The sequence below is a fragment of the Sphingomonas rustica genome (assembly GCF_039652585.1).
In the GTDB taxonomy this organism is placed as follows: domain Bacteria; phylum Pseudomonadota; class Alphaproteobacteria; order Sphingomonadales; family Sphingomonadaceae; genus Sphingomonas; species Sphingomonas rustica.
Map to the genome: position 1 here is coordinate 29,468 of NZ_JBDIZK010000007.1, position 26,511 is coordinate 55,978.

Consider the following 26,511-nt stretch of genomic DNA (forward strand, 5'->3'; position numbering starts at 1 on the left):
GGTGATATCCACCGTCTGAGCCGCCCTGTGGCGACACTTGATGGCAGTTCCGTGACAGTCAACGCGAGTCAGGGGTCCGCAGCGATTCGAGTCATGCTGCGTTGCAAAAAAGCATCACTTCCGAGGCTTAGCTCGAAGCCGCCACCAATGCTGCCCAGGCCGCCTCGTCGATCACCTCGATATCGAGTTCCGCCGCCTTTTTCAGCTTCGATCCGGCACCGGGCCCGGCGATGACCAGGTCGGTCTTGGCCGACACCGATCCGGAAACGCGCGCGCCCAGCGCTTCGGCCTGGGCCTTGGCCTCGTCGCGGCTCAGCGTCTCGAGGCTGCCGGTGAAGACCAGGGTCTTGCCGGTCACCGGCGACTCGCGAACCTCGAGGACGAAGGGCTGGGGCTGGACCTGGCCGAGCAGGTCGTCCCAGGCCTCGCGATTATGCGGCTCGTGGAAGAAGTCGATCAGCGCTTCGGCCACGACCGGGCCGACGCCCTCGACCGACTCGATCTCGGCGCGGGCCTCCGCATCGTCATGCGCGCGCGTCGCGACATCGGCGATGTGCTCGACGGTGCCGAATGCCTTGAGCAGGTCCTTGGCCGTCTTGACGCCGACATGGCGGATGCCGAGGCCGAAGAGGAAGCGGACCGGGTCGGGCCGGCGCTTGGCCTCGATCGCGGCGAGCAGGTTCGCCGCCCAGGTGCGGCCGTCCTTCTTGCGCGGGAGCAGCTGTTCCTCGGTCAGGCGGAAGATGTCGGCCGGGGTGTGGACCAGATCGTCGCGGAAGAAATCCTCGATCTGCTTGATGCCGAGCCCCTCGATATCGAGCGCGCCGCGGCTGACGAAGTGGCGCAGCCGCTCGACCCGCTGCGCCGGGCAGATCAGCCCGCCGGTGCAGCGGATATCGACCTCGTCCTCCTCGCGCACCGCGTCCGACTGGCATTCAGGGCACAGGGTCGGGAAGGTCCAGGGATCGCGAACCTCGTCGCGCGTCAGGTTCTCGACGATCTGCGGGATCACGTCGCCGGCGCGCTGGAGCACGACGCGGTCGCCGGGGCGGACGCCCAGGCGCTGGATCTCGTCGGCATTGTGCAGCGTCGCGTTGGTGACGACGACGCCGCCGACAGTGACGGGTTCGAGCCGGGCGACCGGGGTCAGCTTGCCGGTGCGGCCGACCTGGATGTCGATCGCGCGCAGCGTGGTCTGAGCGCGCTCGGCCGGGAATTTGTGCGCGATCGCCCAGCGCGGGGCGCGGCCGACGCTGCCCAGCCGAGTCTGCCAGTCGAGCCGGTCGAGCTTGTAGACGACGCCGTCGATGTCGAACGGCAGGTCGGCACGCTCGGTCTCGATCCGACGATAGCGGTCGAGCGCGGCGGCCTCTGCGACGGGGCCGACGAACAGGTCCGACACGGGAAACCCCATCGCCCGGATCGCGGCGATCACCTCGGTCTGGGTGGTGCCGGGCAGGGCACTTGCCTCGCCCCAGCCCCAGGCGAGGAAGCGCAGCGGCCGCGACGCGGTGACCGAGGCGTCCTTTTGCCGCAGCGATCCGGCGGCGGCGTTGCGCGGGTTGGCGAACTGGCGCGCCTTGTCGGGATCGGGCGCCTCGGCGAGCAGCCGCGCGTTCAGTGCGGCGAAATCGCCCTTGGCCATATAGACCTCGCCGCGCACCTCGAAGATGTCGGGCGCGCCGGGGATTTCCGCGGGGATGTCGCCGATGGTTCGGACATTGGCGGTGACGTCCTCGCCGATCTGGCCGTCGCCGCGGGTCAGCGCCTGGACCAGCCTGCCGCGCTCGTAGCGCAGCGAGCAGGACAGGCCGTCGATCTTGGGCTCGGCGGTCAGCGCGACCTCGGCATCCTCGGCCAGCGACAGGAAGCGTCGGACGCGGCCGATGAAGTCGGCGACATCCTCGGCGCTGAAGGCATTGTCGAGGCTGAACATCGCCCGGGCATGCGCGACCTTCGACAGATGCGAGGCGGGCGCGGCGCCGACGCTGCGCGATGGGGAGTCGGCGCGGACCAGGTCGGGCCAGGCAGCCTCGATCGCCGCGTTGCGCCGCATCAGCGCGTCATAGTCGGCGTCGCTGATCTCGGGCGCGTCGTCGCCGTGATACAGGCGATTGTGATGCGCGATCTCGGCGGCCAGCCGCTCGAGTTCGAGGGCGGCGGCTTCGGGCGTCTCGGGCAGCGGCGCGGTCATGGCGCTGGGTTAGGCGCGCAATGCCCGCGCGATCAAGCTTGAAGCGTCCGGCAATGACCGCGACAAGGGCGGCATGACTCGAATCCCCGTTGCCTTGCGCCGGGCGGGTGCGATCCTGCTCTGGGCGACGGTGGCCGCATGCATCGTCGCGGTGATCGTCCCGCATTTCCTCGACCGCAGCTATTATCGCGGGCCGGTCTCCGGCCATTTCGACGGCGGCCATTTCTTCAACCCCGACGGCGATGACGACCGGATCAGCACGACGTCGGGCGGCAGCCGGATCCGCTTCATGTGGCGCCAGATCTTCGGCGATGCCACCCGGCCGGTGTGGCCCGAGCATGTTGCCGTCACGCCGGCAAAGCCCGCTCCGCGCGTCGCGGGCGGGCGGATGGTGGTGACCTGGGTCGGGCATGCCACTGTCCTGATCCAGGCCGATGGTCTCAACATCCTGACCGATCCGGTGTGGAGCAAAACCGCCGGACCCTTCGGTTTCGGCCCGAAGCGGGTGACCGCGCCGGGCATCCGCTTCGAGGACCTGCCGAAGATCGACCTCGTGCTGGTCAGCCACAATCATTACGACCATCTCGACTTGGCGACGCTCAAGCGGCTGAGCGAACGCGACCATCCGATGATCGTCACCAGCCTGGGCAATGACGCGGTGATCGGCAATGCCGGCGTGAAGGCGACCGCGCTCGACTGGTCGCAGTCGGTGGCGATTCCGCAACTGCCCGGCGCGCAGGTTTCGGTCACGCGCAACCATCATTGGGGCAGCCGCTGGTTCTCAGACCGCAACCGGGCCCTGTGGTCGAGCTTCGTCGTGCGGTTGCCCCATGGCAATGTCTTCTTTGCCGGCGATACCGGGCTGGGCGACGGCAAATGGCCGGCCGAGGCGGCGGCGCTGGGTCCGATCCGCTTCGCGGCGATCCCGATCGGCGCCTTCCGCTTCGAGGAGGGACAGATGGGCAGCGGCAGCCATATCGGACCGCAGGGTGCGGTAAAGGTCTGGGACGGCCTGGGCCGCCCGCGGGCGCTGGCGATCCATTGGGGCACGTTCCGGCTGAGCCGCGAGGCGCGCGACACGCCGCCGCGGATGCTGGCGCAGATGCTCGCCTGCGCGCGCAGCGATCCGGCGCGGTTCGGCTCGGTCGAGCCGGGCGGGTCGATCGAGGTCGCGCCGCTGGGCGCGCCGCCACCCGAGCCCGACCTGATCGCGCTGGAGCGGTGCGAGCGGCGCGGCGCATTTGCCGCATTGCGCTGATCCGGCGGCGGACTATCGTCGTGTCCTCAACGAGGGGAGACGATGGATGGCGGGGAGTCTGAGGCAGGCAGCGGTGGCGATTGCTGCCCTCATGCTCGTGACCGGTGGTGCAGCCCATGCGCAAAGCCGCGACAATCGGGGGCGCGAGATGATGCTCAGCATGGGGGGCGGGATGAAGGGCAAGGCCCTGAAGCGCGCGAAAGGCCGAGCAACATCCGCTTGGATCCCGCGAAAATCCGGTGCGCGAAAATATGCCTGAGGGCGAGCGTGCCTATCTGGGTCGTCTGCGCTGCAAGGACGGCGCCGCCCCGGCCTATGACCGTGCCGGCAGCATGGGCGAGGGGCCGTTCGGCTTCATCATCGATCTGTACAAGGTGACCTGCGCCGCGGAGTCGCCGGTCGATGTCTATATGGACATGTACCATGACGGTCCGGAGAATCGCCCGGTGCCGGGCTTCACCATCGTCGAGCCCTGATCCGGCGCCTCTCAGCCGGTGCAATCGCCGACGCGCCGCCAGACATTCTCATAGGCGGCGCGCAGGCGTTCGGTGCTGCCCGAGGGCAGCTTGTAGAGGATCACGACGCTGACCCTGGCCTTGGCCAGCGTCTCGCGCTCCTGGCCGTTGAATTCGATCGTCCCGGTCAGCGTGCCGCCCTCCTTGTCGGTCGGGCCGCAGGTGCCGGTGGCGGTGATCAGGCCGCCCCGTTGCTGGAGGGTACCCAGGCTGCACATCGATTCGGTATTGGCCATCAGGCTGCGATTGAGCGCGCTGCGGGTCTTGAGCGTCGGTTCGCTGCACGCCTCGATCGAGCTGGCATCGGGCGGGATGGTGAAGGGCGCGTCCTTGCGATCGATCCATATGTCGTTGGCGACCAGTGCGACGAGCCTGGACTGATGTTCCCAACGCCCCAGCCGAGGCGGGTTCGCAGGATTGTCGACCCCCGGCCCGCACCCGCCAAGGACCAGTGCAGTCGCAAGCGACGCCGTGCCAATCCGTACCGCCATGATTTCCCCGTCCCCCAAGCCGTACGCAGGGTCGCCCAGCGGTGTTTCAAATCGGTTAAGTCCGCCGGGCGGCGTGCTTGAGGGGCAGCCGCCGCGCCGCTATTCGATCGACGGGGACGGGAGGGCTGAAAGTGACACGAGGCGCGCGCCGTCCGCGGCGGATCTATGAGACGACGCTCGACCGGGCGGGCCATGCGCTGGGTGCCGGTGCCGGGATCGGCGGCCTCGCCACGCTCGCGCTGGTGATCGCCGGGGGACAGTCGGGGCCGCTGCAGATCCTCGCCGCGCTCCTGCTGGGCACGATCTTCTGCGCGATCGGGATCGTCGCGGTTGCCGGCCCGCTGTGGCTGGTCATGCACGTCGCGGGGCTGAGGCGCGGGCACCACGCCGCGCTGGTCGGCGCGGCCAGCGCGCTGGCGCTGCTGGTGGGGGCGCAGACCTGGGGCTTCGGGCTGCTCGACATGCCGGAGCTGGACCCGGACACGCGAACCTATTTCTGGCTGAGTGCGCTTGCGACCGGCGGCCTGGTGGCGCTGGTCGCGGCCGCGATCGGCCTGGTCATGTGGCGGATCGCCTATCGCCGCGTGGCCTGAGGGCCTGGTCGACTATCGCCCGGTCCGGGCGTCCCAGCTCAGCATCGCGACCTCGGCGACCTCGCGTAATTCCTCGCTGCTCGCGCCATCGCGGGCCAGGATCGACATGCCGTTCTGAACGGTCTGGACGAACCGCGCGAGGGCGTGGACGTCGACCGACGGCGTCAGCTCGCCCGCGGCCACCGCCTCGTTCAGCCGGGTGCGCAGCCGTTCCAGAGTGACCGCACGCGCGGCACGCAGCTGGTCGCCGTCGCGGCGGCGGTCGCCTTCCTCGCCAGCCCGGCCGCGCGCCAGATCACCGGCGCGATCCTGTCGGTCGATGGCGGGGCAACCACCTGAGGCGGTGAGAGGCAGCGCCTCGCGCGCTCCCTCCACTCATGCGGCCGGCAGACCGTCCAGCAGCTTGTCCAGCGTGCACGGGAAGTCGCGAATGCGGACACCGGTCGCGTTGTAGATCGCGTTGGCGACCGCCGCGCCGGCGCCGCACACGCCCAGTTCCCCGACGCCCTTGGCCAGCAGCGGGTTGGCCGCATGGTCGCGCTCGTCGAGGAACAGCACGTCGATGTCGGGGATGTCGGCATGGACCGGCACATGATATTCGCCCAGGTCCCGGTTCACGACCTTGCCGCTGCGCGAGTCATGGACCTGTTCCTCGGTCAGCGCGGCGCCGATGCCGAACACGATCCCGCCGATCGCCTGCGACGTCGCGGTCTTGGGATTGAGGATCCGGCCGGCGGCGAGGACGCTGGACCAGCGCGCAACCCGCGTCTCGCCGGTCGTGGCGTTGACCCGAACCTCGCAGAAATGCGCGCCATAGGATGCCTGGCTGAACGCGCCGTTGCTCTGGCCCGGCGCGACCGAGCCGTCGACCGCCATGCCCGCGCCTGCCAGGTCGCCCAGCGTGCGAGCCTGTCCCCGCGCGGTCAGCATGCCGTCGGCGAAGCGCGCTTCGGCCACCGGTACGCCCGCTGCATCGGCGAGCAGGTCGCGCAATTCGAGACAGGCGGCATAGACGGCCGATCCGGCGGTGGTCGCGCCCCAGCTGCCGCCCGATCCGGCGCTGGTCGGCAGGTCGGTGTCGCCCAGCCGGACGTCGACATCGGACATTGCCACGCCGAGCAGGTCGGCCGCGATCTGGGCGAGGATGGTATAGGTGCCGGTGCCGATATCGGTCATCTCGGTCTCGATCGTGATGCGGCCGTCGGCGCCGATCCGCACCCGCGCCTGGCTGGGCCCGAACAGATTGCCGCGCACCGATGCCGCCATGCCATGGCCGATCAGCCATTCGCCCTCCCGGCGCGATGCGGGCACGACGCTGCGGTTCGACCAGCCGAAGCGCTCGGCACCGGTGCGCAGGCAGTCGGCCAGCGATCGGCTGGAAAAGGGAATGTCGAGCTCCGGGTGACGGTCGGGCTCGTTGCGCAGGCGCAGCTCGACCGGGTCGATGCCGAGCCGCTCCGCCAGCTCGTCCATCGCGCATTCCAGCGACAACTGGCCGACCGCCTCGCCCGGCGCGCGCATCGACACGCCCAGCAGCTTGTTCACTCGCGCGACCTTGTGATCGACTACCCGGTTTGGCGCGGCATAGAGGACATGGGTGGCGATGCCGGCGGGTTCGAAGAAGGTTTCCCCCTCCAGCTGATCGGTGATGGTCTCGTGCGCGATCGCGGTCAGGCGGCCGTCGGAATCCGCGCCCAGACGGAGCCGCTGGTGGGTGGCCGGGCGTCGCCCGGTCGCCTCGAACACCGTCTGTCGCGCCATCACCACCTTGACCGGGCGGCCGAGTTCGCGTGCGGCGATCGCCGCGGCCGCAGCCTCGGGCATCAGCCCCAGCTTGCCGCCGAAGCCGCCGCCCACATAGGGCGACAGGATGCGAATCTGCGTCGCGTCGAGCCCGAGTGCGGTGGCAAGCTGGTCGCGGCTGACGACCGGCGACTGATAGGAGGCCTGCAGCGTCAGCCGCTGGCCGTCCCATTCGGCAACCGCGGCGTGTGGTTCCATCGCGGCATGGCTGTGGCTGGGCGTGGTCCAGACTTCGTCGATGACGGTGTCGGCCTGCGCGATCGCCGTTTCGACATCGCCCTGTTCGGTGTGGATCAGGAACAGGCCGAAGATATCGTCGGTCGGCGGCTCCGCCCGGTCCAGCGCAGCCTCGAGGTCATAGATGCCGGGCCGTGCCTCATGGTCGACGCGCACCGCGAGCGCGGCGGCGCGGGCGTGCTCGAAGCTGTCGGCGACCGCCAGCGCGATCGGCTGGCCGAAATAGACGACGTCGCGCACCCCCTGGGGCGGTGCGGCCGATCCGCCGAAATCGCCGCCGTTGCGGATCAGCAGGTCGCTGTCGATCACCGCGATCACCCCGGGCATGGCCCGCGCGGCATCGGCGTCCAGCCGGGTGACCGTGCCCGACCCGAAGGGCGCGCGGACGAGCACGCCATAGGCCATGTCCGGCAGGAAATGCTCGGCGGCGTACCGGGCGCGGCCGGATACCTTGAGCGGCCCCTCGATCCGGTCCAGCGGGGTGCCGACCCTGGGCTTGGGCGCATCGTCGAGCAGGCTGTGCTCGAACGGGGCGTCCATCGTCAGCTTCGCCTCGGTCATGCCGGCTGCTCCGTCAGGGTCGAAAGGGCGGCGGCGATCGTCCGGCGCAGCAGCGGCAGCTTGAAGTCGTTGCCGCCGCTGCCCCTGGCCTGGGCGAGCAGCCGGTCGGTCATCCGGTCGAATGCCGCCGTGCCGGGCGTCTTGCCGACCAGCAGCGCCTCGGCCTCGCGGTCGCGCCACGGCATGGTGCCGATCCCGCCATAGGCCAAAGCGGCGTGAGTGATGTGGCCATCCTCGGTCGCGACGATTGCGGCGACCGAGACCAGGGCAAAGGCATAGGAGGCCCGGTCGCGGACCTTCCGATAGAGCTGCCGCCCGGGCGGCGGGGGCGGCAGCTCTACCGCGGTGATCAGCTCGCCCGGCTCGAGGCTGGTTTCGAGATGCGGCGTCTCGCCGGGCAGGCGGTAGAGCTGCTCGAACGTGCGCGAGGCCGTGTCTCCCGAACGGGTCAGCGTCTCGACCCGCGCATCCAGCGCGCGCATTGCCACCGCCATGTCGGACGGATGCGAGGCGATGCACTGATCGGAGGTGCCGAGGATCGCCATGATCCGGTTGAACCCGCCGATCGCGGCGCAGCCGCTGCCCGGCTGGCGCTTGTTGCAGGGGGAAGCGGGATCGTAGAAATAATAGCAGCGGGTGCGCTGGAGCAGGTTGCCGCCGGTCGTTGCCTTGTTGCGCAATTGTGCCGAGGCGCCGGCCAGCAGCGCGCGCGAGAGGACGGGGTAGCGCGACCGGACCAGCGGATGCGCCGCGAGCACCGAATTGGGCACGAGCGCACCGATGCGCAGCCCGCCCCCGGGCGTCTCCTCGACAGCGTGCAGGTCGAGTCCGTTGATGTCGATCAGGTGGCGCGGCCGCTCGATCGCTTCCTTCATCAGGTCGAGCAGATTGGTGCCGCCGGCGATATAGCGCGCCGCCGGCCGCTCGGCACCGGCAGCGAGTGCCGCGGCAATGTCTGCGGGGCGGCAATAGTCGAAGGCGTTCATGCGGGCTCGTCCATGCGGGTGGCGGCATAGCCGGCGATCGCCGAGACGATGCGCGGATAGGCGGCGCAGCGGCACAGATTGCCGCTCATCCGTTCGCGGATCTCATGCGCGTCGAGGGTCGGCCGGTCCTCGACCGCGTCACTGACATGGCTGGGCCAGCCGGCGCGGACTTCGTCGAGCATGCCCAGCGCCGAGCAGATCTGGCCCGAGGTGCAGTAGCCGCACTGGAACCCGTCCTGCTCGACAAAGGCCGCCTGGAGCGGGTGGAGCGCGTCGGGCGATCCGACCCCCTCGATGGTGACGATCCCCTGATCCCGGTGCATCAGCGCCAGCGAAAGGCAGCTGTTGATCCGCCGCCCGTCGACCAGCACGGTGCAGGCGCCGCACTGGCCATGGTCGCACCCCTTTCGGGTGCCGGTCAGGTGGAGATGTTCGCGCAGCGCGTCGAGCAGGGTGACGCGCGGATCGATGCGCAGGTCGTGCGGCGTTCCGTTCACCACCAGGCGCAGGTCGGCGAGCGTATCGGCTTCTATCCAGCTCATGAAAATCCTCGGGGTTCGGAAGGCCAGGCGTCAGTTCGAGCGCGGCGGCTTGGCCAGCGCCGCCTTGAACGCGGCATTGTCGAGAAAGGCGGTCACCGCGACGATCCGCCGGTCCCTGACGGTCATGATCCACAGATAGGTGTTGCGGTAGGTCGTACCGTCATGGAGCGGGGCGGTGCCGTCCCAATGGACGATCACGTCATCGCCATCCGCCCAGATGCCGCGGACGACGGGCTTGAGCGGCTGCGTGACCCGGTCGGCCAGCGGGCGGGCCGCGCCGGCCATCAGCGCCTCGCGGCTGCTATAGGTCCTGGCGATCGCCGGATCGAAGCCGGTGATGTGCCAGGTCACGTCATCGGACAACAGGCTGAACACGTCGCCCCGACCCTGTGCCCAGCGATCGAAGGCGTCGCGGATGAACTGCTTGTTGCCGTCCTGAAGCGTCGGCGTCGCCGACCCGGTCGTCTGGGCGACAGATGCCAGCGGCCAGGCGACGATCAGCGCCGCCGCGGCCGCAATCGCGACCCTGGTTCTCGAAGTCATGCGTTCTCCCGCGAACTGTCGGTTGTTGCACCCGCGATCATAACCATCGCCGCGCGGTCGCGTTCGTCGCCAATTTGTCTTCGCTGGAGCGAGCGAACGTCGCGTCGCCGGACTGGAGATCCTGCGGCTCGGGCGCGCCGTCGGTCGCGGGTCACGAGAGACCGTTCGGGATGCGCCTATCGGTGCGTTGCGGTACCGGCCCGCTCCCCCACCCGACCACCCGACTTCAGTAGTCTATGGGTGGTCGGGTGGGGGAGCGGGCTGGTGCCGCCCTAAAAATCGCCCCTTCGCGATTTTTCAATCGGTCTCTGAGGTGCGGGCGCAGATGAAGCTGGTGAAGGCGGCGATCGCCAGCGATTCATGGGCGTCGGGCAGCGTGTAGAGATAGGCCGGCCACAACAAGGTGTTCCATTCGGGCAGGATCTCGACCAGCCGGCCCGAGCACAGATAGTCCTCCGCAACGATATCGAGGAGGCGGACGATGCCGAAATCGCCGACCGCCGCGGCAACCAGCGACGCGGCGTCGTTGACCGTCAGCCCGCAATCCGGGGCGATCGGGCGCTGGCGCCCGTCGGCGGTCTCGAAATTCCAGACGTGCGGACGGCCGGTCGCTTCGTCGAGCAGGCGGACGCAGACATGTCCGTCCAGGATATCGTCCGGCGCCGCCGGCGTCCCGTGCTGCGCGAGATAGCCGGGGCTGGCGCAGGTCAGTACCCGGCTGCGCAGGATCAGGCGCTTGTCCAGGCCCCGCGAATCCGGCTCGCCGAAGCGCAGCGCGACATCGACTCCCTCGACCAGCAGCGTGTCGATCCTGTCGCGCACCAGCACGTCGATCTTGAGCTGCGGATAGGCGGCGATGAAGTCCGGGATCGCCGGGACGAGCCAATAGGGGCCGAACGCGCCGTCGGTCGAGACGCGCAGCCGGCCGCGAACCTCGTCGGGCCGCGAGGGTGCGGCGACGCGGCCAAGCTGCTGGAGCAGCGGCGTGACATTTTCGAGGAAGACGCGGCCCTCGTCGGTGAGTTTCAGCGCGCGGCTGTTGCGGTCGAACAGCCGCATGCCGGTGCGCTCCTCCAGTCGGGCGACCGCCTTGCCCACGCCCGAGCGCGACAGGCCAACGCGCTCGGCGGCGCGGGCATAGCTGCCCGCCTCGGCGACGGCGACGAACACGGTGATGCCCGCGATGATCCTGCCGTCGAACAGCATCGCTCAGGCCGTCCGGCGATGGCGGGGACGGGGCGCTGCCCTGCCGGGCATCATGCAACGGATGCGGGCCATGTCTTCGGCCGGAACGGGCAAGGTTCGGATCTCCCTGAACAGCGCCCGAGGATGCCGCCCATGGCAGCTTAATGCAAATTGGTTTCGGATCCGTCCCGGATGCAGTCGGGGCCAGGCTCTGGTCAGGGCGCGCGTCGCGGGCGATATCCGCCGGGCGAGACTGCCGTTCCGAGGAACCGACGAGAAGGAGATGCCGATGCGACGTTCCCCACGATGCCCGAAATGCGAAGGCGCGATGACCGAGGGATTCATCGTCGACCTCACCTATGGCGCGGTGCGCCAGGCCACCTGGCAGAAGGGACCGCCGGTCAAGAGTTTCCTCTATGGCATCAAACAGGTGCGCCAGGACCAGCTCGGCATCGCCACCTATCGCTGCGACCGCTGCGGGTATCTGGAGAATTATGCGGTGTGAGAGGGAGGACCGGAGCACGGCGCTCCGGGATGGTGACGGGCCCGCCTGCCTCCGAGCTACCCGCGGATGAGATCATCGTGTCAGTGGCGTCAGGCGCCCCACTCCGGACCGTCCGGGTCCGGCTCGAAGTCATCGGGCGGGCCGGGCGGGTCGCGCCTGGGCGGCAGGGCGGGGGCGCCGCCGCCGAACCGCAGGCGAATGACGGCGGACGTGGCGCCCGCCTCCTGGAAGATCGCCTGATACTCCTCGCCGGCCTTGATCTTGCCGCCGATCCACGGCGCGCGCTCCGCGGTCAGATAGCCGAGCTGGGTCCCGCGCACGCTGAACACCGCCACTGCATGGGCATCATGGGGGTTCTTCGGTTCCGGGCGCAGGTCGATCGGCTCGCCAGGCACGCACAGCGCGAGTTCGAACCGGCGGTTGCTGCGCGCCTTGTCGGCGTTCGGGTGGGTGATGCCGACCACGGCCAGGCTCAGTTCGCGCTCGTCCATCGCGGGGAAATAGCCCGCCCGTTCGTCGAAGCCCATGCCCGGTCGCTCTCTATGGGTGTCGCTCAGCTGTCCGATCCGGCGCCTTGCGTCGCAAAGCCTTTAAACGGGTAAGCGCGATGGGGCCTTCGCCTTGCCGTTAACCATGGCAGTCGATACCCGGCCCCGACCGATGCGTCGTTTCCGAGTCGCATCAGTAGCTTATTGGCCAGCAGTAAGGCGTCGGCCGTGTAAAGAGTTGGGTACCAGTGTCGTACGTTAACAGCAGCGAGCTGCGGGCGCAGGCCGCGCAGCTCCGTTCAATGGCCTCCGACGACGCTCCGCCGGATCTCAAACTCGACCTGATCGAGATGGCCGAACGCTATGAGCAGCGCGCGCGCGCGGTCGACGGCGAGGACGGCTCCATGCCGCGTGAGCTTCCCTGGCCAGGCAATCTCCGGGAAGCGCCGCAGGTGCGTGGCAGATTGCGGCAATTTGCCGCGCTGATCGAGGCGACCCGCGAGAATCCGCCGAACCCATAGCATCGCGATCGACCCCAATGCGGCGGGATGATCCGCGCTGATCCGGGAGGTTGGTGGGTCCGCCGGGGCTCGAACCCGGGACCTCTCGATTAAAAGTCGCTTGCTCTACCGACTGAGCTACGGACCCACACCAAGGCGGCTCACCTAGGGGCGGGGCGCGGCCGGGTCAACGGGGGCGGTGCAGTCGGGCGTGGAGCTGACGGACGGTGCGGCCCGAAATCGGGTCGCGCCAGCCCGGGGCGATCGCGACCAGCGGATCGAGCACGAAGGCGCGTTCGCGGAACAGGGGGTGGGGGATCGTCAGGCCTTTGGTGGCCCAGGGGCCGTCCGACCACAGGATGATGTCGAGGTCGATCACCCGCGCATCCCAGCGGCGGCCGCGGCGGCGGCCATGGGCACGCTCGATCGTCTTCAGCCGACTCATCAGCGCAGGCGGGTCGAGTTCGCTCTCGACGATCGCGACCGCGTTTGCGAAGCGGCGCTTCGACGGGCCGAGCGGCCGGGTGGTCAGGATCGGCGAGACGATCGCGGGCCCCAGCGCGCAGAGTGCCGCGGCGAGTTCGTCGCGCGGGGCGCCATGGCGTCCGCGGCGATTCGATCCCAGCGCGATGACATAGCTTGTCGTCCCCACCCGACAGCGCCTATCGCGGACGCATGCCCGCGTCCACGCTGCTCGATGCCGAACCGGGGCGCGATTGCCCGCGTTGCCCGCGCCTCGTCGACCTGCGACACGCGCTGCGTGCCGAGCATCCCGACTGGTGGAACGCGCCGGTGCCGCCGCGCGGCGCGGGCGATGCCTGGCTGGCGATCGTCGGGCTGGCGCCCGGCCGGATGGGCGCGAACCGCACCGGGCTGGCCTTTACCGGCGACGCGTCGGGCGACCTGCTGTTCGCGACGCTGGCGAGGTTCGGGCTGCTCGAGGACGGCGACTTGCAGGGGGTGATGATCCTGAACGCGGTCAAGTGCCTGCCGCCCGAGAACAAGCCGACGCCGGAGGAAATCCGCACCTGCCGCCCGTTCCTGAGCGCCGAGGCCGAGGCGCTGGCAGGCGCGCGGGTGTGGATCGCGCTGGGGCAGGTGGCGCATCAGTCGACGGTCAAGGCGCTGGGCGGCAAGCTGCCCAAATGCCGCTTCGCGCATCTGGCCGAGCACCGCATGCCGTCGGGGCGGATGGTGATCGATAGCTATCACTGCTCGCGCTACAACCAGAATACCGGGCGGCTGACGCCCGGCATGTTCGAGGCGGTCTTCGCCCGCGCGCTGGAGCTTCGCGCATGAGCCGGTGGGAAACGGCCGCCCCCACGTCCGGGCGCGACAGTGCGTTGGCCGCGGTCCGCCGAGTCTTTCGCGAGTTTGTCGGCCTGGTCGATCCGCGCGGGCGGGAGAGTCGGCGCGGCATGGCGCTGATCCTCACCTGGTGCATCACCCTGCCGCTGACGCTGTTCGAGCTGACGAGGATCCTGAGCGAGGTCGATCCGCAATTGATGACGCTTGGCACCAGCGCGGTCGCGCTGACCCTGTTCTCGATCAACACCCTGGTCGCGTTGATCTGCATCGTAATGGCGGTCATGACGATGGTGCGACGGCTGCACGACCACAGCATGGGATGGAACACGATCCTGATCGGGTTCATCCCCTATGTCGGCTGGGCCTGGCTGGGCTTCTATCTGTTGAGCAGGGGCGATATCGGCCGAAACGGCTATGGCCCTGACCCGCGCGAGGCTAGAGCATTTTCAAGTTGACCGTATACGGTCAACGACTTGGAAAATGCGGCATCGAAAACACTAGAGCGTCTTCACTGAAGGTGAAAACGCTCTAGTCCGGCCGGGTGAACACGGCCGAGACGATCGCGATCCGGTCGACGTCGCGATAGGCGTCGCGCGCCAGCTCCTCGCCGAACACGTCGATGTCGATCACGTCATAGTCGAGCCCGCATCCCTCCTGCTGCGCCAGCGCATGCAGCCGCGCCCCGAGCCGGTCGGCGCCGGCGACGATCGCGCTGCCGGTGTAGAGGATGAAGCGGCCGCCGGGCGCCAGCCGAGGCAGGACCGCCGCCGCCATGTCGATCGATAGCGCCGCGCCGTGCAGGTCGCCGCCGTCGCGATAGGTGCGGCCCTGACTGTCCAGAAGGTAGGGCGGATTGGCCAGGGCGAGATCGATGGCGTCCGAAAGGCCGGCGAGGATCGACCCCTCGCGCAGCGCCGGCGACAAGCCCGCGCCGGCCGCATTGGCCGCCGCCAGCCGCAACGCCTGGGCGTTCACGTCGGTCAGCGTCAGCGATGCCCCCGGGGCGTGGCGCGCCGCGACGATGCCGCCGACGCCGCTGCCCGTGCCGATATCGACGATCCGCGCACCGCCGGCGACCGGACGCCGGCCCAGCACCTCGCGGATCAGCCGGGCGAAGCGATAGCTGTCGGGACCGAAGAACACCGCGTCGCGATCGTCGGTGGGGAAGGCCGAGTGGAGATAACAGTCCTCGTCCAGCGTCGAGGCGCGCAACCGGCTGCGCACGCCGCTGTCCGCGGGTTCGATCGCGCCTGCGGCGTCGAGCAGCGCTTCCACTTCCGCATCGATCGACCCCGGCTCGAACGCCAGGCTCCATCCGAGAATGTCGGTCAGCGTCCACCCCATCCGCCCCGGCGCGCGCGCCAGGACGCGGTCATGGGTGGCGGGCGTCGGCGCGGCGAAATCATAGCCGCGCGCCTTCAGGACCGCGATGAGCTGCGGCAGATCGTCGACTGTCACGATTTCGGGACCCCGAGGCGTCATGGACAAGGCCGGGACAAAGCCAGGGCGGGGCCGAGGTTCCGCGACGGACCAGATTTCGTCTCGCATCCGGAACCGTTTCCGGCCGTCGGCGCTTTATCGGCTCATGCGGTCGCCCATCCTGTTTCGATCTGTGCCGATGCCGGAATGGGCGCGCGACTATTTCCTCAACCTCATGGAGACTCTGTCGATGCCCAGCCTTACCCTGCGTTCGTCCGGCTTCCTGGTTGCGATGTGCGCCGCTACCCTCGGCACCGCCGGCGTCGCGCATGCCGAGGCGGCACCCTGTCCCGCGAGCAACTTCGACGGCTTTCTGAAGGCCTTTTCGGATTCGGCGCAGGTCCAGCGCAGCTTCACCGCCCCGACCGTGCAGGTGACCGAGATCGACGCCACCGCCGAGCCCGAGCCGCGCGAGATGACGCGCAGCCAGCCGCGGGCCAGCCTGCGCTTCCCGGTGATGATGTCCACCGCGGACCAGAGCAGCGACGGCCTGAGCGCCAGCGTCACCCGCCCGGACGCCGAGACGGTGCGCGTCAAGCTGGAGAAGCCGGATACCGGCTATCAGCTCAGCTATTCCTTCCGCCCGCGCGGCAATTGCTGGGAATTGTTCGCCAAGGCCGACACCTCGCTCTGAGGCTGCTTTCTTCACCGGAGATTTCGAATGATCCTGTCCCGTTCGCTGGCGCTTGCCGGCATGGTCGCGCTCGCGCTTCCGGCGGCTGCGCTGGCCCAGGACCGCGAGCCCCCCGCCAATTCGCCGCTGCGCGCGTTTGAGGCGAAGGCGCGCAAGGGCATGGCCTATGGCGCCTTCCGCAGCCAGGTGCTCGCCGCGGGATGGACCGCGCAGGGCGCCGATGACTGTGCCGAGGCGGTCAGCGCCAAGGCGTGCAAGACGCTGCCCGAGCTCGACCGCTGCACCGCCGACGGCCTGTGCCTGATGTCCTTCACCCATGCGGGCGAGGACATCGTGCTGCGCGTGGCGACCAAGGGGCAGGGCGTCACGGTCGACAGCTGGGGCTTCGAATAACCGCGACGCGCGCGTCGGGCCTATTCCGCCACCGACACGGTGATGGCGGAGGCGCGGCCCGGCGCGTGATAGACCCGGTGCGTCTGCGCGCGGAAGTCGCCCGGCTTCGCGCGCAGGATGTTCGGAACAAAGGTCTGCGGGTTGCGGCCGATCAGCGGAAACCAGCTGCTCTGGACCTGCACCCCGATCCGGTGCCCCTTGCGGAAGACGTGCGAGGCGGAGTGGAGGTCGATGCGGTAGTCGAGCACCGCGTTCGGCGTGATCGCCTTCGGCCGGTCATATCCGCCGCGAAACCGCCCGCGGAACACGTCGTTGGCGATCATTCGCTGCCGCCCGCGCAGTTCGGCGGGCGTGCCGGCATCGTCGGGATGGATGTCGACCAGCTTCACCACCCAGTCTGCGTCCGAGCCCGTCGTGCTGGCGAACAGCTTGGCCGCGACGTCGCCCGAGATCGTCACGTCCTGCGCCAACGGTTCGCTCTGCCAGAACAGCACGTCCTTGCGCTTCGCGAAGGGGGCCTGGTCGTCGGCGATCCAGTTGGCGCAGGTCGATCCCTCGGACAGGAACGGCGTGATCAGCGCGCGCTCGCGATAGGGCACCGGATTCGCCGGATCGGACACGAAGCTGTCCGCCGCCGCCTCGCCGCGCCCCGGCGCCTCGAACGACAGCCTGCCGCCCGCGCGCAGATACAGGTTGCGCGTCGCGGTGCCGCGCTTCAGCGGCCAGCTGTCCAGCCGCTGCCAGCGGTTGCTGCCGGTCTGGAAGACCAGCGCCTCGGGCTGGTTCAGCGTGCCCTCGCCCTTCAGCCAGTACCGGAACCAGGGCAATTCCACCTCGCGGCGATACCAGTCGCCGGTCGGCCCACCCATCTCGAACGGGCCGTAGGACGATCCCGTCCCGCGCCAGCCGCCATGGTTCCACGGCCCGACCACCAGATAGTTCAGCCCGCGATCGTCGCCCTTTTCCTGCTCGCGATAGATGGACAGCGGACCGTAGAAATCCTCCTGGTCATACCATCCCGCGACGATCAGGTTGGGCGTCGCCACCCGCTTCGGCATGTTGTTGGTGGTGCGTTGCGCCCGCCAATAGCCGTCATAGCTCGGGTGGTTCACGAAATTCTGCCAGCTGGGCATGGTGGTGCCCAGATGCCGGCGGTCGAGCATCGCCAGGTCGGTCTGCTTCAGATACCAGGCATAGGCGTCCTTCTCACCGCCGAAATCGAACACCTTCATCGTCCGCCCGTCGGACTCCAGAGCGCTCACCCAGCTCCAGGCATAGTCCAGCCGGAACGCGCCATTGTGCAGGAAGTCGTCGCCGACGAACATGTCGTTGGGCGAGGCCTGCGACGACACCGCCTTCAGCGCCGGATGCGGATCGATCGTCGCCATCGCCGCGGTCCAGCCGCCATAGGATACGCCCAGCACGCCCGCCTTGCCGTTGGTGCCGGGCAACTGCTTCGTCAGCCAGTCGATCGTGTCCCAGGTGTCGGTGGATTCGTCGACCCCGCCAGCCGATGCCTTGCGCGGCCGCAGATTGACGAACTCCCCCTCGGACCCGAGCCGTCCGCGAATATCCTGCAGCACGAAGATGAAGCCGTCGTCCGCCAGTTCCTTGTACGACGCGGTGAACAGCCGCGTGACCTGTGGCATGCCGAAGCCATAGGGCGACCGGCTCAGCAGGATCGGCAGCGGCCCCTTCGCGTGTTTCGGCCGCCACACCTGGACATGCAGCTTCACCCCGTCGCGCATCGGGATCATCATGTCCTCGCCGACATAGTCGCCGATCGCGGCGCCCGGCGGCACCTGATCGGTCAGGTCCCGCGCCGGCGCGGACTGCGGCGCGGGAAGCGGCGCGCGAGCGGCGAGGGGCGAACCGAGCGCGGTGGCGAGAGCCAGGAGCGCCAGGATTCCGGCGCGGCCTTGCCGTGGATGGTTGCGCATGCGGGGACCCCTCTTCGTTATCGATTTTGAGGGAATGATAGCGCGCGCGAGGCGGAAGGCGAGTTCCTATTGGACGATCGCCCTCAGCCGAGGCGCAGGCGCGTCATCTGCGCGCGGCGTGACGCGGCCGGCTCGGCGCTTTTTCGAGATAGACCGGGTTGGAGTGGAACCACAGGTCCTGCCACGGGTCCTCGCCGGCGACATCGGGTTCGGGCTCGCCCTGCGTCGTGCTGGTCCCGCGTACGCGCAGATATCCCGATGCGGGCAGCGCGGGCATTCGGTGACGGATCACCCGCCACTCACCATCGCGATGCCAGTCGCGCGCGGTAAAGCGCCGGACCAGCCGCGTGCCGGGGTTGCGATCGCCCTGTCCCGTCGTCGCGCCGCCGGCGATCAGGTCGACATGATCGACCTGCGGGAGGGCTCCTGCGGCATTCGGCGCAGCGGCCGGGCGGAAGCGTATCGTGACGAGGAGAGCCTTTGCATCCTGTATCGCAAGCGTATCGCCCATCCTTGCCGCATGAGCCGGCGCCCGGGTGGACGCCACGCTCAGGTCCAGGCCCTCGATCAGTCCGCCCGTCGCCGCGAAGACGCGTCCCGACCGGAGCCCGTCCAGCACATCGTCATAGGTCGGTGCCGCGAACACCCACGTCTTGGCATATTCGCCGGGCCAGAAATCGGCACCGCCGTCGCGCCAGTGACCGTGTGAGTCCGAGGTTGCGGTGATCGTCCAGTGCAGGCCCTGCCCGAGAAGGGCGTCCCAGCCGCCGCCCAGCGTCGCGACCATCTGGTCGAAGCCGCCGAGCGTCGGAAAGCCGCCATACAGGCCGCGCGAACCATGGGCGGTGTCGCGGCCGGGTCCGGGCCTGGCGGCCTGATGTCCCGGCGCGCCTTCCATCCCGATCGCGACCTGTGGCGCGGCCTCGTGCCACAGCCGGTATTCGTCCGGCGAATGCAGTCCCCATCGGCCGGGTCCGGTCGCCGTGCGAGACGGATGGTTGCCGATCAGGACGGGCGGCGTGGCCAGTCGGGCCATGTAGCGCAGCGCCTCGATCATCCGGGGCTTGGTATTGCGCGCGGGATCGGCCGGGAACGCCTCGCGCTTGCCGAAGCGTGCCTCGATCTCGCGCAGATCGTCGCGCTCGGCCGGGCCATGCGGCAGGATGAGCGTCGCATGTTCGCCGCCGGGCACGTCGAATTCCATCCCGTAGAACAGCATCAGTCCGGGCACCGCCGCGCGCGCCGCGACAACGTCCGGCCATGCGCGTGCATGATTGAGCGCCGAATGGTTCGGCCCGCCATGGTCGGTCGATACCATCCAGTCGAGGCCGAAACGGCGCGCCATCCGGGCGTTCTGAAGGATCGTATGCGACGAATCTCCGCCGATCACCGGCTCCGGCGGCCGGTCGGGATGCGCCGGATCGGGCCGGTATGTCGCGCTGTAGATGCTGTGCACGTGATGGTCGCCGGCCAGCCAGCGCCGCTTCTCGCCCGATTGCGCAGCGGCGGGATCTGAAAGGCCCAGCAGCAGGAGCAGGCCCAAGGTCGAACTGCGATACATGGTGTCTCCGCGGATCGGACGGGCGGGCGGGTATCGGCGAGGCGGGACCGCCGCGATGGTCCGCGACGGTCCCGTCTTCAGTCGATCGAGGCTGGCGATCAGAATTTGGCGCGGACGCCGAAATTGACCGTCCGACCGAAGGTGTGGATCTCGGTGAACTCCTTCTTGCTGCCGGCATAGGACACCTGGCGCTGGTCGAGGAGGTTCACCACCTGGCCGAAGACCTCGATGTTCGGCCGCACCTGATAGCTGGTGCCCAGATCGATGATGCCGAAGCCCTTCTGGTAATAGGCGACGACATCGTCGGCGGTGGGCAGCGACGTCACCAGCGCCCCCGAATCGGTGATATAGTCGTTGCGATAGGTGTAGCTGAGGTTGATCTCGAACGGGCCGCTTTCGAAGAACGGCGTGATCGAATAGCTGACGTCCGACACACCCTGGATACCCGCGGTCTGGAGGCCGACGCCGGTCCGGTCGAGCTGCAGCTTCGACGTTGCGAAGGTCGCGGTTGCGGTGATGCCCAGGCCGAACGGCAGCTTGTCCGTATAGCCGAACTCGATCCCGGAGATTTTCGCGTCGCCGACATTCCGCGGCGTGGCGACCAGGATGTCGACCGGCAGCGTCGACCCGTCGCGCACCGCGAAGGCGAGCGACCGGGTTTCGAAATCGGACGCGATATAGCCGCTGATGTCCTTGTGGAACGCTGCGGCGGTGAAGGCGCCGAACCTGCTGAAATACCATTCGAACGACAGGTCGAAATTCCACGCCGTATAGGGACGCAGGTTCGGGTTTCCGGCCGATGCCTGGAGGTTCAGCGTGGGATCCAGCAGCGCGGCGGCGCCTTCGTTGTAGATGCTGGTGACGGTCACGCTGTTGGTGTTGATCGAATTGCGCAGTTCGGACAGCGACGGGCGGGTCATCGTCCGCGCCGCGGCCAGGCGAAACTGGACATTGTCGGCGAACTTGAAGGTCGCGTTGGCACTGGGCAGCCATTCGGAATAGCGCGCCCTGGTCGTCACCGGCGTGACGTCGGTGGTCACGCCGCCGGTGCCGTTCGGCACCGGCGAGACGGTGGTGCCGCGCACGTCGGTATGCGTCTCGACATAGCGGACGCCGAAATTGCCGGTGACCGGAATGCCGCCAAGGATCGATTCGAAATCGACGCGGCCATAGCCTGCCCGGATGTCCTCGCCGATCCGATAGGAATTTTGGAGATCGGCGGCCGTCGGCGCGAGGTCGTAGGCGCTGGGGTTCACCCCGTCATATTCGGCGCCCAGCGTATAATTCTGGTTGAACAGACCCCAGTCGACGTTGCGCCAGGGCTGCCCATGCGCGATCGACTGATCGAACGCATTGGACGGTACCGGGAACTGGAGATACGCGTCGGTGCGCGTCGCGCCCGGGCGCAGCACCGAGGCATTGCGATCGCGGCGCTGATAGTCGCGATAGCGGTCGGAGACCTGGCCGCCGAAGCGGATCCGGGTAAGATCGAACCCGCCGATCCCGAAATCCACGTCGCGCTCGACATTCAGCACGAAGCTCTTGTCCTCGTCGGTCGAATTGATCGGCCGGACCGCGAAGCTCTCGAAGACCATTCTCGATCCGGTGGTCAGATCAAGGTCGGTGTAGAGCGCGTTGACCTTGCCGTCCTTCAGCACGTCGTTGCTGAAATCGAAGCTCAGATTGCCGCCCGCGCCGTTGGCGGTGCGATACTGGACGCGCTGGATCGGCGTATCGAGGTCGCTGTTGGCGCGCGCATAGCTGACACGCGGTTCGATCCGCCAGCCGCCCAGGTCGAACCGTGCGGTGGCGTTCAGCTGCAGGTTCTCGTGCGACTGGTCCATATATTCGGCATAGTTGCGGATCCGCGCGCCCCGGATCGTGCCGGCGACCAGCCGGCCGTCCTCGACCACCGCGGTCGCGGGATCGAGCCGCGCGATCTGGCTCGGGATATAATAGGTCAGGCGACGCTCGGTCGTCTCGTTGTTGAACTTCGAATAGAGACCGTCGAGCTCGAACTCGACGCCGGGTGCGGGGCGCCATTGCATGCCGACGACGGCGCTGAGGCGCTCGCGATTCTCCATTTCCAGATAGGGCTGAGCGTCGCCGGGCGTGCGCAGCGTGCCGAGCCCAGGCACGACCGTGTCCTGCCAGCCCACGCGCAGGCGGTCGAACTGCACCTCGCGCTTGGTGTAGGAAACTCCGGCCAGCAGTCCGAACGTCCGCGCTGCATTGCGCCAGCCCGCCGAGATCGTGCCGTTGGGATTGATCGTGTCGGTCCGCTCCTCATAGCCGCCATAGGCGCTGGCTGCGACGAAGGAGTCGCGATCGAGCGGGTTGATCAGGCGGATGTCGACGGTCGAGCCGATACCGCTCTCGACGAGATCGGCGGTCGGCGACTTGGTCACCACGACGCTGTCGATCAGCGTGGCGGGCAGCACCTGGAGGCGGAACTGCCGCCCCGACTGGCCCGAGTTGCGGATATTCTCGTTATAGGCCAGCGGCATGCCGTCGAAGGTGACTGCCTGGAAATTCGGGCCGAGCCCGCGCACGCTGATGAACTGGCCCTCGCCGGCTTCGCGGACGATGGTCACGCCCGGGACGCGCTGCAGCGCCTCGGCCACGTTGAACGCCGGCAGCTTGCCGATGTCGGCGGCGACGACTGCGTCCGAGATCGAATCGGCGTTGCGCTTCAGGTCGAGCGCCCGCTCGACACCGTCGGAGAAGCGGGCCGTGACGACGATCTCGTTGCCTTCCGCCGCCTCTTCGGTATCGCTGGCCTGTGTCGGCTCGGGCGCGTGCGCGCGGACGATCAGCGCGCCGGCGCTGTCGCGAACGACGCTCAGCGGCGTTCCCGCGACGAGGCGGCGCAGCGCCGTCTCGGCATCCAGCTCGCCGGAAAGGGCGGGCGCGTTCAGCCCGGCGACCGCGGCGCGGGTGAACAGGATGTCGGTGCCGCTTTGCCGTGCAAGTTGCTCGATCGCCCGGTCCATGGGCTGGGCGGCGATGGCGATCCGCACGCGACGGGCCTGGCCCTGCGCCTCGGCGGTGCTCGCCATGGCAAGCGTGGAAAGTGTGAGCGCAAGCGCTGCCGATCGGCAAAGCTGCCGCTTCAGACTGGTCATGATCCAAGGTCCCCGTATCGCGCTCCCCGCGAGCGCCCGGTCACTCGACGACCGGGCTCGGGATTTCCTCACCTTGCCTGAAAAAGTTTTTTCAGCCGGCGGCCTGGATGCGGATCGCGTCGTCGTCCGCGGTGACGCGTACCGGCAGCAGGAGCGCGAGCGATCGCGCAAAGGCCTCGGGATCGCCGACGCGGTAGACGCCGCTCAGCCGCATCGCGGCGACCCGCGCATCGGAGACGACCAGCGCGCGCCGACTATATCGGTTCATCTCCGCCGCCGCGCGCGCGACGGTCTCGTCGCGGAACGCCAGGCGCCCGCTTTGCCAGGCGACGAGATCCTCGATCTCCGGCCGGTCGAGTCGGTCTGCGCGACCGGCCGCCATCGCGATACGATTTCCGGACGTCAGCGACATCTCGGTGCCTGCCGAAAGGATTCGCGCGCTGCCCTGGATCGCGGTGAATGCGATCCGGTCTCCTTCGCGCCGCAGGTCCAGCCGTGCTGCCTGCGCAGTCGCGCGCCGCTCGCCCGCCTCGATCACGAAGGGGCGAGGATCGGCCGCGATGTCGATGTCGATCCGTCCCGCCGTGAGCGACAGCGTGCGGACGTCGTCGCGCGCGCGGAACCGGATGCTCGTGTCGGTGTCGAGCATGACCCGCGTGCCATCGTCCAGCACGAGGCGGCGCTGCTCGCCGATCCCGGTCCGATAGGTGCCGGCATGCGCGTCCTGCCAGCCGAGCGTGAGGCCGCTGGCCACCACCAGCGCGCCGCCGCCTGCCAGCACGGCGCGGCGTGACAGTCGTTCCGGAGCAGGGGGTGCCGACGCGACAGGCTGTCCGCGAAGTCCCCCGACGGCGTCCCAGATCCCCGAGGCGCGATCGAATGCGTCCGCGTGCGATGCATCCGCCTTCAGCCATGCGCGAAACGCGGCTTCGTCGCCCGGCGCGCGGTCATCCGCATGCAATCGTGCCAGCCAGTCCGCCGCCTGCCGGTTCGCATTTTCCGGCTCGCCGCGGAACATCACGTCACCAATTCTCCATCCAGTCGGTCAGATGCGCCATTGCGCGCGCGATGTGCTTCTCGACGGCGCTCTGGCTGATCCCGAGCTCCTGCGCGATTTCGCGATATTTACGGGCGTCGAGGCGGTGCATCAAGAAAATCTGGCGCGTGCGCGGGCTTAGCTGTGCGACGCCGATGCGAAGGCGTTCCAGGCGATGCCGGGCGATGAGAACCTCGTCCTGAAGGGGGCGATGATCGGCGACGGATCCCGTCGCCGCATCCGGGACGAAGGCGAGGTCCATGCGCCGCTCGCGTCGATACGCGTCTATTCCGCCATTTGCCGCGGCGCGCGCCAGAAGCGCCGCGGGGTTGTTCGCCTGTACCTTGCGATCGGCGATGCCGACCCATGCATCGTGCAGCAGGTCCTCGGCATCGTCGCGCCGCGTCATGCGCGCGATCTGGTCGCGAAGCCGGGCCCAGCCGAACCCCGCATCCCCGCCGCGTCTCGATGCGTTGATGATTCCCATTCGGCGCGGTTAGAAATCGGCCGATACGGTTTGATGACAGATCGACGGCGCAGGGATGACACCCGTTATCGATTGCGCGATTCAGCGCGTCTGCGCGTTGCCCGCGCTCAATGCTGTCGTGTCACGGTTGAAGCGCCGTATGGCAGCTCACCTTCGCCAATGCCGCGAAGACGGCCGGCGTGCGTTCCAGGCGGGCGATGGTCCGGGCGCCTTCCAGGGCGGCGACCAGTGCGGCTGCGCTGGCGGAGGCGCGGGCAGGAGCGAAGCTGCATCCAAGAAAATGGGCCTCGATGATCGCGGTGGACCGGGCGAATCCGCGTGCGATCCGTTCGGTCAGCCCGGCGTCGAGCGCGGGCAGTTCGTTGGCGAGGTTCTGCATCAGGCAGCCATATTGGAAGTCGGTGGCGACCATGTCGTCTGCGAAACTGCCGAACAGGCGCTGGACGAACGACGAGGCGTCTCCCCGGGTGGCAGAGGAAATCTCGGTCAGGACGGCGATCCGCCCCGCGACATAAAGGTCGATCGCTTCTTCGGCCAACTGCGCTTTCCCGCGTGGAAAGTGAAAATAGAAGGATCCCTTCGGCGCGCCGCTTTCCTCCAGGATCTGGGTCAGGCCGGTCGCCGTATAGCCCTGGATGCGAAACAGCTTCTGGGCGGCGGCGATCGCTCGGTCGCGGGCATCGGTCTTGCGCGGCATGACGACGACGTAACAGCTTGCGATTGACGTCGCTATGGCGACTGACATACTATGGCGATCGCTATATAACGGAAGCAACTGATGACCGCCCGTGCGTTACAGCGTTCAGCGACTCGCCGGGTGGTCCTTGGAATGGGGGCGGCGGGTCTGGCGGCCGCATCGCTTGGAACTGCCCATGCAATCGAAGGACCTGACGTGACGCATTCACCCCTTGGTTCCGCTACGCTTCCCGACGGCGTGCGATCGCGCCTGGTCCACGGCCTCAACGGTCTGGACGTGCACATCCTCGAAGCCGGGCACGAAGGGCCGGGTCGGCCGCTGGTGCTGCTGCTGCACGGTTTTCCCGACCTGGCCTATGGCTGGCGGCACCTGATGCCGATCCTGGCCGATGCCGGTTATCATGTCGTCGCGCCCGACCAGCGCGGCTATGGCCGGACCACCGGCTGGGAGAATGGCTATGACGTGCCGCTGGAGCCGTTCAGCCTGTTGAACATGGCGCGCGATGCTGTGGCTCTGGTGTCGGCATTGGGCTGTCGCCGTACGGCAATGATCGTCGGACACGACATCGGCTCGCCGATCGCGGCCTATTGCGCGCTGGCGCGGCCCGACATGTTTCCCTCGCTCGTGCTGATGAGCGCGCCCTTTCCCGGGCCGCCCGCCTTTCCGTTCGACACGGCGGATCGCGAGCCGCTGCCGGCCCGGCCGGACAATAGCGCCCGGGCCCTGGCCACCGCGCTGGCGGCGCTGGATCCGCCAAGGGTTCATTATCAACACTATCTCGGCGGGCGGCAGGCGAATGCGGACATGTCGCACCCGCCCCAAGGGCTGCACGCATTCCTGCGCGCCTTCTTCCACGTGAAGAGCGGCGACTGGCCCGGAAATCGACCGCACCAGCTGGCCGCGCCGACTGCGGCGGAGTTTGCGCGGATGCCGTCCTATTATGTCATGGAGCGCGGGCGGACGATGCCGGAGACGGTCGCGCCGTTCCACCCTTCGGCGGACGAGGTTCGCGACTGCGCCTGGCTGACCGATCGCGAACTGGACGTGTACGCGACGGAATATGGCCGGACCGGGTTCCAGGGGGCGCTGCAGGCCTATCGGGTGTTTGCCGATCCCGCCCTCAACGCACAGCTGCGGCTGTTCTCGGGACGGACGATCGACGTCCCGTCGCTGTTCATCGGCGGGACGCGCGACTGGGGCACCCATGCGGCCCCCGGCGCGCTCGATCGCATGACCGGCCAGGCGATGACGAAGCTTGCGGGCGTCGAGATGGTCGACGGCTCGGGCCACTGGATCCAGCAGGAGCAGCCCGCCCGGCTGGGCGCGCTCCTGCTCGACTTTGCGCGCCGAGCCGGAAGGGCGGGGTAACCGGGCGATCGTAACTGCGGATCGCACGAGGCCTTCTGTCGAAGGTCGGGCCGTTGACGCTTTCCCCGGACCGTGATCAGGG

The 26,511-nt window shown here is 68.6% G+C and carries 28 protein-coding genes and 1 tRNA gene; 11 read left to right on the top strand and 18 right to left on the bottom strand.

The window, feature by feature from the left end; all coding sequences use genetic code 11:
- Positions 1-127 precede the first annotated feature (127 nt).
- On the bottom strand, positions 128-2,194 hold the full coding sequence (gene ligA / locus TPR58_RS12490; RefSeq protein ID WP_346247008.1) for an NAD-dependent DNA ligase LigA: 2,067 nt from the start codon (positions 2,192-2,194) through the stop codon (positions 128-130).
- A 73-nt stretch (positions 2,195-2,267) separates the two neighbouring features.
- Here ligA and TPR58_RS12495 point away from each other — a divergent pair, with 73 nt between their 5' ends.
- Genes TPR58_RS12495 through TPR58_RS12505 form a run of 3 tightly spaced genes read left to right on the top strand, consistent with a single transcriptional unit; the run spans position 2,268 to position 3,928 of the window.
- The gene (locus tag TPR58_RS12495; RefSeq protein WP_346247009.1) at positions 2,268-3,452 is read left to right on the top strand and encodes an MBL fold metallo-hydrolase; all 1,185 of its coding nucleotides are present in this window, start codon (positions 2,268-2,270) and stop codon (positions 3,450-3,452) included.
- 46 nt (positions 3,453-3,498) lie between these two features.
- The gene (locus tag TPR58_RS12500; protein WP_346247010.1) at positions 3,499-3,711 is read left to right on the top strand and encodes a hypothetical protein; all 213 of its coding nucleotides are present in this window, start codon (positions 3,499-3,501) and stop codon (positions 3,709-3,711) included.
- Positions 3,704-3,928: a hypothetical protein gene (locus tag TPR58_RS12505; protein WP_346247011.1), complete on the top strand. Its 225-nt coding sequence runs from the start codon at positions 3,704-3,706 to the stop codon at positions 3,926-3,928. The genes TPR58_RS12500 and TPR58_RS12505 overlap by 8 nt, the downstream gene beginning before the upstream one ends.
- Positions 3,929-3,939: 11 nt before the next feature.
- On the opposite strand, the gene TPR58_RS12510 is transcribed toward TPR58_RS12505, so the two are convergent.
- On the bottom strand, positions 3,940-4,458 hold the full coding sequence (locus tag TPR58_RS12510; RefSeq protein WP_346247012.1) for a hypothetical protein: 519 nt from the start codon (positions 4,456-4,458) through the stop codon (positions 3,940-3,942).
- Between the two features lie 131 nt (positions 4,459-4,589).
- Here TPR58_RS12510 and TPR58_RS12515 point away from each other — a divergent pair, with 131 nt between their 5' ends.
- On the top strand, positions 4,590-5,051 hold the full coding sequence (locus tag TPR58_RS12515) for a hypothetical protein (RefSeq protein WP_346247013.1): 462 nt from the start codon (positions 4,590-4,592) through the stop codon (positions 5,049-5,051).
- A 12-nt stretch (positions 5,052-5,063) separates the two neighbouring features.
- Here the strand turns inward: TPR58_RS12515 and TPR58_RS22660 are convergent, their stop codons facing one another.
- The 6 genes from TPR58_RS22660 to TPR58_RS12545 all read right to left on the bottom strand — a co-directional run bounded on the left by TPR58_RS22660 (position 5,064) and on the right by TPR58_RS12545 (position 10,929).
- Positions 5,064-5,426: a hypothetical protein gene (locus tag TPR58_RS22660; RefSeq protein ID WP_428835715.1), complete on the bottom strand. Its 363-nt coding sequence runs from the start codon at positions 5,424-5,426 to the stop codon at positions 5,064-5,066.
- Positions 5,427-7,652, bottom strand: coding sequence for a xanthine dehydrogenase family protein molybdopterin-binding subunit (locus TPR58_RS12525; protein ID WP_346247015.1), 2,226 nt, complete (start codon positions 7,650-7,652; stop codon positions 5,427-5,429). It abuts the gene before it with no gap.
- Positions 7,649-8,638, bottom strand: a complete 990-nt coding sequence (locus tag TPR58_RS12530; RefSeq protein WP_346247016.1) for an FAD binding domain-containing protein — start codon at positions 8,636-8,638, stop codon at positions 7,649-7,651. The genes TPR58_RS12525 and TPR58_RS12530 overlap by 4 nt, the downstream gene beginning before the upstream one ends.
- Positions 8,635-9,180, bottom strand: a complete 546-nt coding sequence (locus tag TPR58_RS12535) for a 2Fe-2S iron-sulfur cluster-binding protein (protein WP_346247017.1) — start codon at positions 9,178-9,180, stop codon at positions 8,635-8,637. The genes TPR58_RS12530 and TPR58_RS12535 overlap by 4 nt, the downstream gene beginning before the upstream one ends.
- A gap of 30 nt (positions 9,181-9,210) precedes the next feature.
- On the bottom strand, positions 9,211-9,723 hold the full coding sequence (locus TPR58_RS12540; protein ID WP_346247018.1) for a nuclear transport factor 2 family protein: 513 nt from the start codon (positions 9,721-9,723) through the stop codon (positions 9,211-9,213).
- 297 nt (positions 9,724-10,020) lie between these two features.
- Positions 10,021-10,929, bottom strand: coding sequence for a LysR family transcriptional regulator (locus tag TPR58_RS12545; protein ID WP_346247019.1), 909 nt, complete (start codon positions 10,927-10,929; stop codon positions 10,021-10,023).
- 307 nt (positions 10,930-11,236) lie between these two features.
- On the opposite strand from TPR58_RS12545, the gene TPR58_RS12550 reads away from it, so the two are divergent.
- Positions 11,237-11,413: a hypothetical protein gene (locus TPR58_RS12550; RefSeq protein ID WP_346247020.1), complete on the top strand. Its 177-nt coding sequence runs from the start codon at positions 11,237-11,239 to the stop codon at positions 11,411-11,413.
- Between the two features lie 89 nt (positions 11,414-11,502).
- Here the strand turns inward: TPR58_RS12550 and TPR58_RS12555 are convergent, their stop codons facing one another.
- Positions 11,503-11,940 (bottom strand): HIRAN domain-containing protein, encoded by a 438-nt coding sequence (locus TPR58_RS12555; RefSeq protein WP_346247021.1) that lies wholly within the window; start codon positions 11,938-11,940, stop codon positions 11,503-11,505.
- 209 nt (positions 11,941-12,149) lie between these two features.
- On the opposite strand from TPR58_RS12555, the gene TPR58_RS12560 reads away from it, so the two are divergent.
- On the top strand, positions 12,150-12,422 hold the full coding sequence (locus TPR58_RS12560) for a hypothetical protein (protein WP_346247022.1): 273 nt from the start codon (positions 12,150-12,152) through the stop codon (positions 12,420-12,422).
- Positions 12,423-12,473: 51 nt separating this feature from the next.
- Here TPR58_RS12560 and TPR58_RS12565 read toward each other — a convergent pair.
- Together TPR58_RS12565 and folK are read right to left on the bottom strand one after the other, a co-directional pair.
- Positions 12,474-12,549 (bottom strand) — tRNA-Lys (locus tag TPR58_RS12565).
- Positions 12,550-12,588: 39 nt separating this feature from the next.
- Positions 12,589-13,053 (bottom strand): 2-amino-4-hydroxy-6-hydroxymethyldihydropteridine diphosphokinase, encoded by a 465-nt coding sequence (gene folK, locus TPR58_RS12570; RefSeq protein ID WP_346247023.1) that lies wholly within the window; start codon positions 13,051-13,053, stop codon positions 12,589-12,591.
- A gap of 23 nt (positions 13,054-13,076) precedes the next feature.
- Between folK and TPR58_RS12575 the strand changes: the two genes are divergently transcribed.
- Positions 13,077-13,700, top strand: coding sequence for a uracil-DNA glycosylase (locus TPR58_RS12575; protein WP_346247024.1), 624 nt, complete (start codon positions 13,077-13,079; stop codon positions 13,698-13,700).
- Positions 13,697-14,164, top strand: a complete 468-nt coding sequence (locus TPR58_RS12580) for a DUF805 domain-containing protein (RefSeq protein ID WP_346247026.1) — start codon at positions 13,697-13,699, stop codon at positions 14,162-14,164. The genes TPR58_RS12575 and TPR58_RS12580 overlap by 4 nt, the downstream gene beginning before the upstream one ends.
- A 73-nt stretch (positions 14,165-14,237) precedes the next feature.
- On the opposite strand, the gene TPR58_RS12585 is transcribed toward TPR58_RS12580, so the two are convergent.
- The gene (locus TPR58_RS12585; RefSeq protein ID WP_346247027.1) at positions 14,238-15,167 is read right to left on the bottom strand and encodes a methyltransferase; all 930 of its coding nucleotides are present in this window, start codon (positions 15,165-15,167) and stop codon (positions 14,238-14,240) included.
- 211 nt (positions 15,168-15,378) lie between these two features.
- Between TPR58_RS12585 and TPR58_RS12590 the strand changes: the two genes are divergently transcribed.
- Positions 15,379-15,822, top strand: coding sequence for a hypothetical protein (locus TPR58_RS12590; RefSeq protein WP_346247028.1), 444 nt, complete (start codon positions 15,379-15,381; stop codon positions 15,820-15,822).
- A 27-nt stretch (positions 15,823-15,849) separates the two neighbouring features.
- On the top strand, positions 15,850-16,215 hold the full coding sequence (locus TPR58_RS12595; RefSeq protein ID WP_346247029.1) for a hypothetical protein: 366 nt from the start codon (positions 15,850-15,852) through the stop codon (positions 16,213-16,215).
- Positions 16,216-16,235: 20 nt separating this feature from the next.
- Here TPR58_RS12595 and TPR58_RS12600 read toward each other — a convergent pair whose 3' ends face one another.
- The 6 genes from TPR58_RS12600 to TPR58_RS12625 form a co-directional block, all read right to left on the bottom strand.
- A complete protein-coding gene (locus tag TPR58_RS12600) occupies positions 16,236-18,155 on the bottom strand; it encodes a CocE/NonD family hydrolase (RefSeq protein ID WP_346247030.1) in 1,920 nt (639 codons plus the stop codon).
- Positions 18,156-18,258: 103 nt separating this feature from the next.
- The gene (locus TPR58_RS12605) at positions 18,259-19,716 is read right to left on the bottom strand and encodes a CehA/McbA family metallohydrolase domain-containing protein (protein ID WP_346247031.1); all 1,458 of its coding nucleotides are present in this window, start codon (positions 19,714-19,716) and stop codon (positions 18,259-18,261) included.
- Positions 19,717-19,814: 98 nt separating this feature from the next.
- Positions 19,815-22,841 (bottom strand): TonB-dependent receptor, encoded by a 3,027-nt coding sequence (locus tag TPR58_RS12610; RefSeq protein ID WP_346247032.1) that lies wholly within the window; start codon positions 22,839-22,841, stop codon positions 19,815-19,817.
- Between the two features lie 91 nt (positions 22,842-22,932).
- On the bottom strand, positions 22,933-23,859 hold the full coding sequence (locus tag TPR58_RS12615; protein ID WP_346247239.1) for a FecR family protein: 927 nt from the start codon (positions 23,857-23,859) through the stop codon (positions 22,933-22,935).
- Positions 23,860-23,863: 4 nt separating this feature from the next.
- The gene (locus TPR58_RS12620) at positions 23,864-24,364 is read right to left on the bottom strand and encodes a sigma-70 family RNA polymerase sigma factor (RefSeq protein ID WP_346247033.1); all 501 of its coding nucleotides are present in this window, start codon (positions 24,362-24,364) and stop codon (positions 23,864-23,866) included.
- Between the two features lie 121 nt (positions 24,365-24,485).
- Positions 24,486-25,061 carry a TetR/AcrR family transcriptional regulator gene (locus TPR58_RS12625; RefSeq protein WP_346247034.1) on the bottom strand — a complete coding sequence of 192 codons (576 nt, stop codon included), beginning with the start codon at positions 25,059-25,061 and terminating at the stop codon, positions 24,486-24,488.
- A gap of 195 nt (positions 25,062-25,256) precedes the next feature.
- Between TPR58_RS12625 and TPR58_RS12630 the strand changes: the two genes are divergently transcribed.
- On the top strand, positions 25,257-26,429 hold the full coding sequence (locus tag TPR58_RS12630) for an alpha/beta fold hydrolase (protein WP_346247036.1): 1,173 nt from the start codon (positions 25,257-25,259) through the stop codon (positions 26,427-26,429).
- The last annotated feature ends 82 nt before the right edge of the window (positions 26,430-26,511 follow it).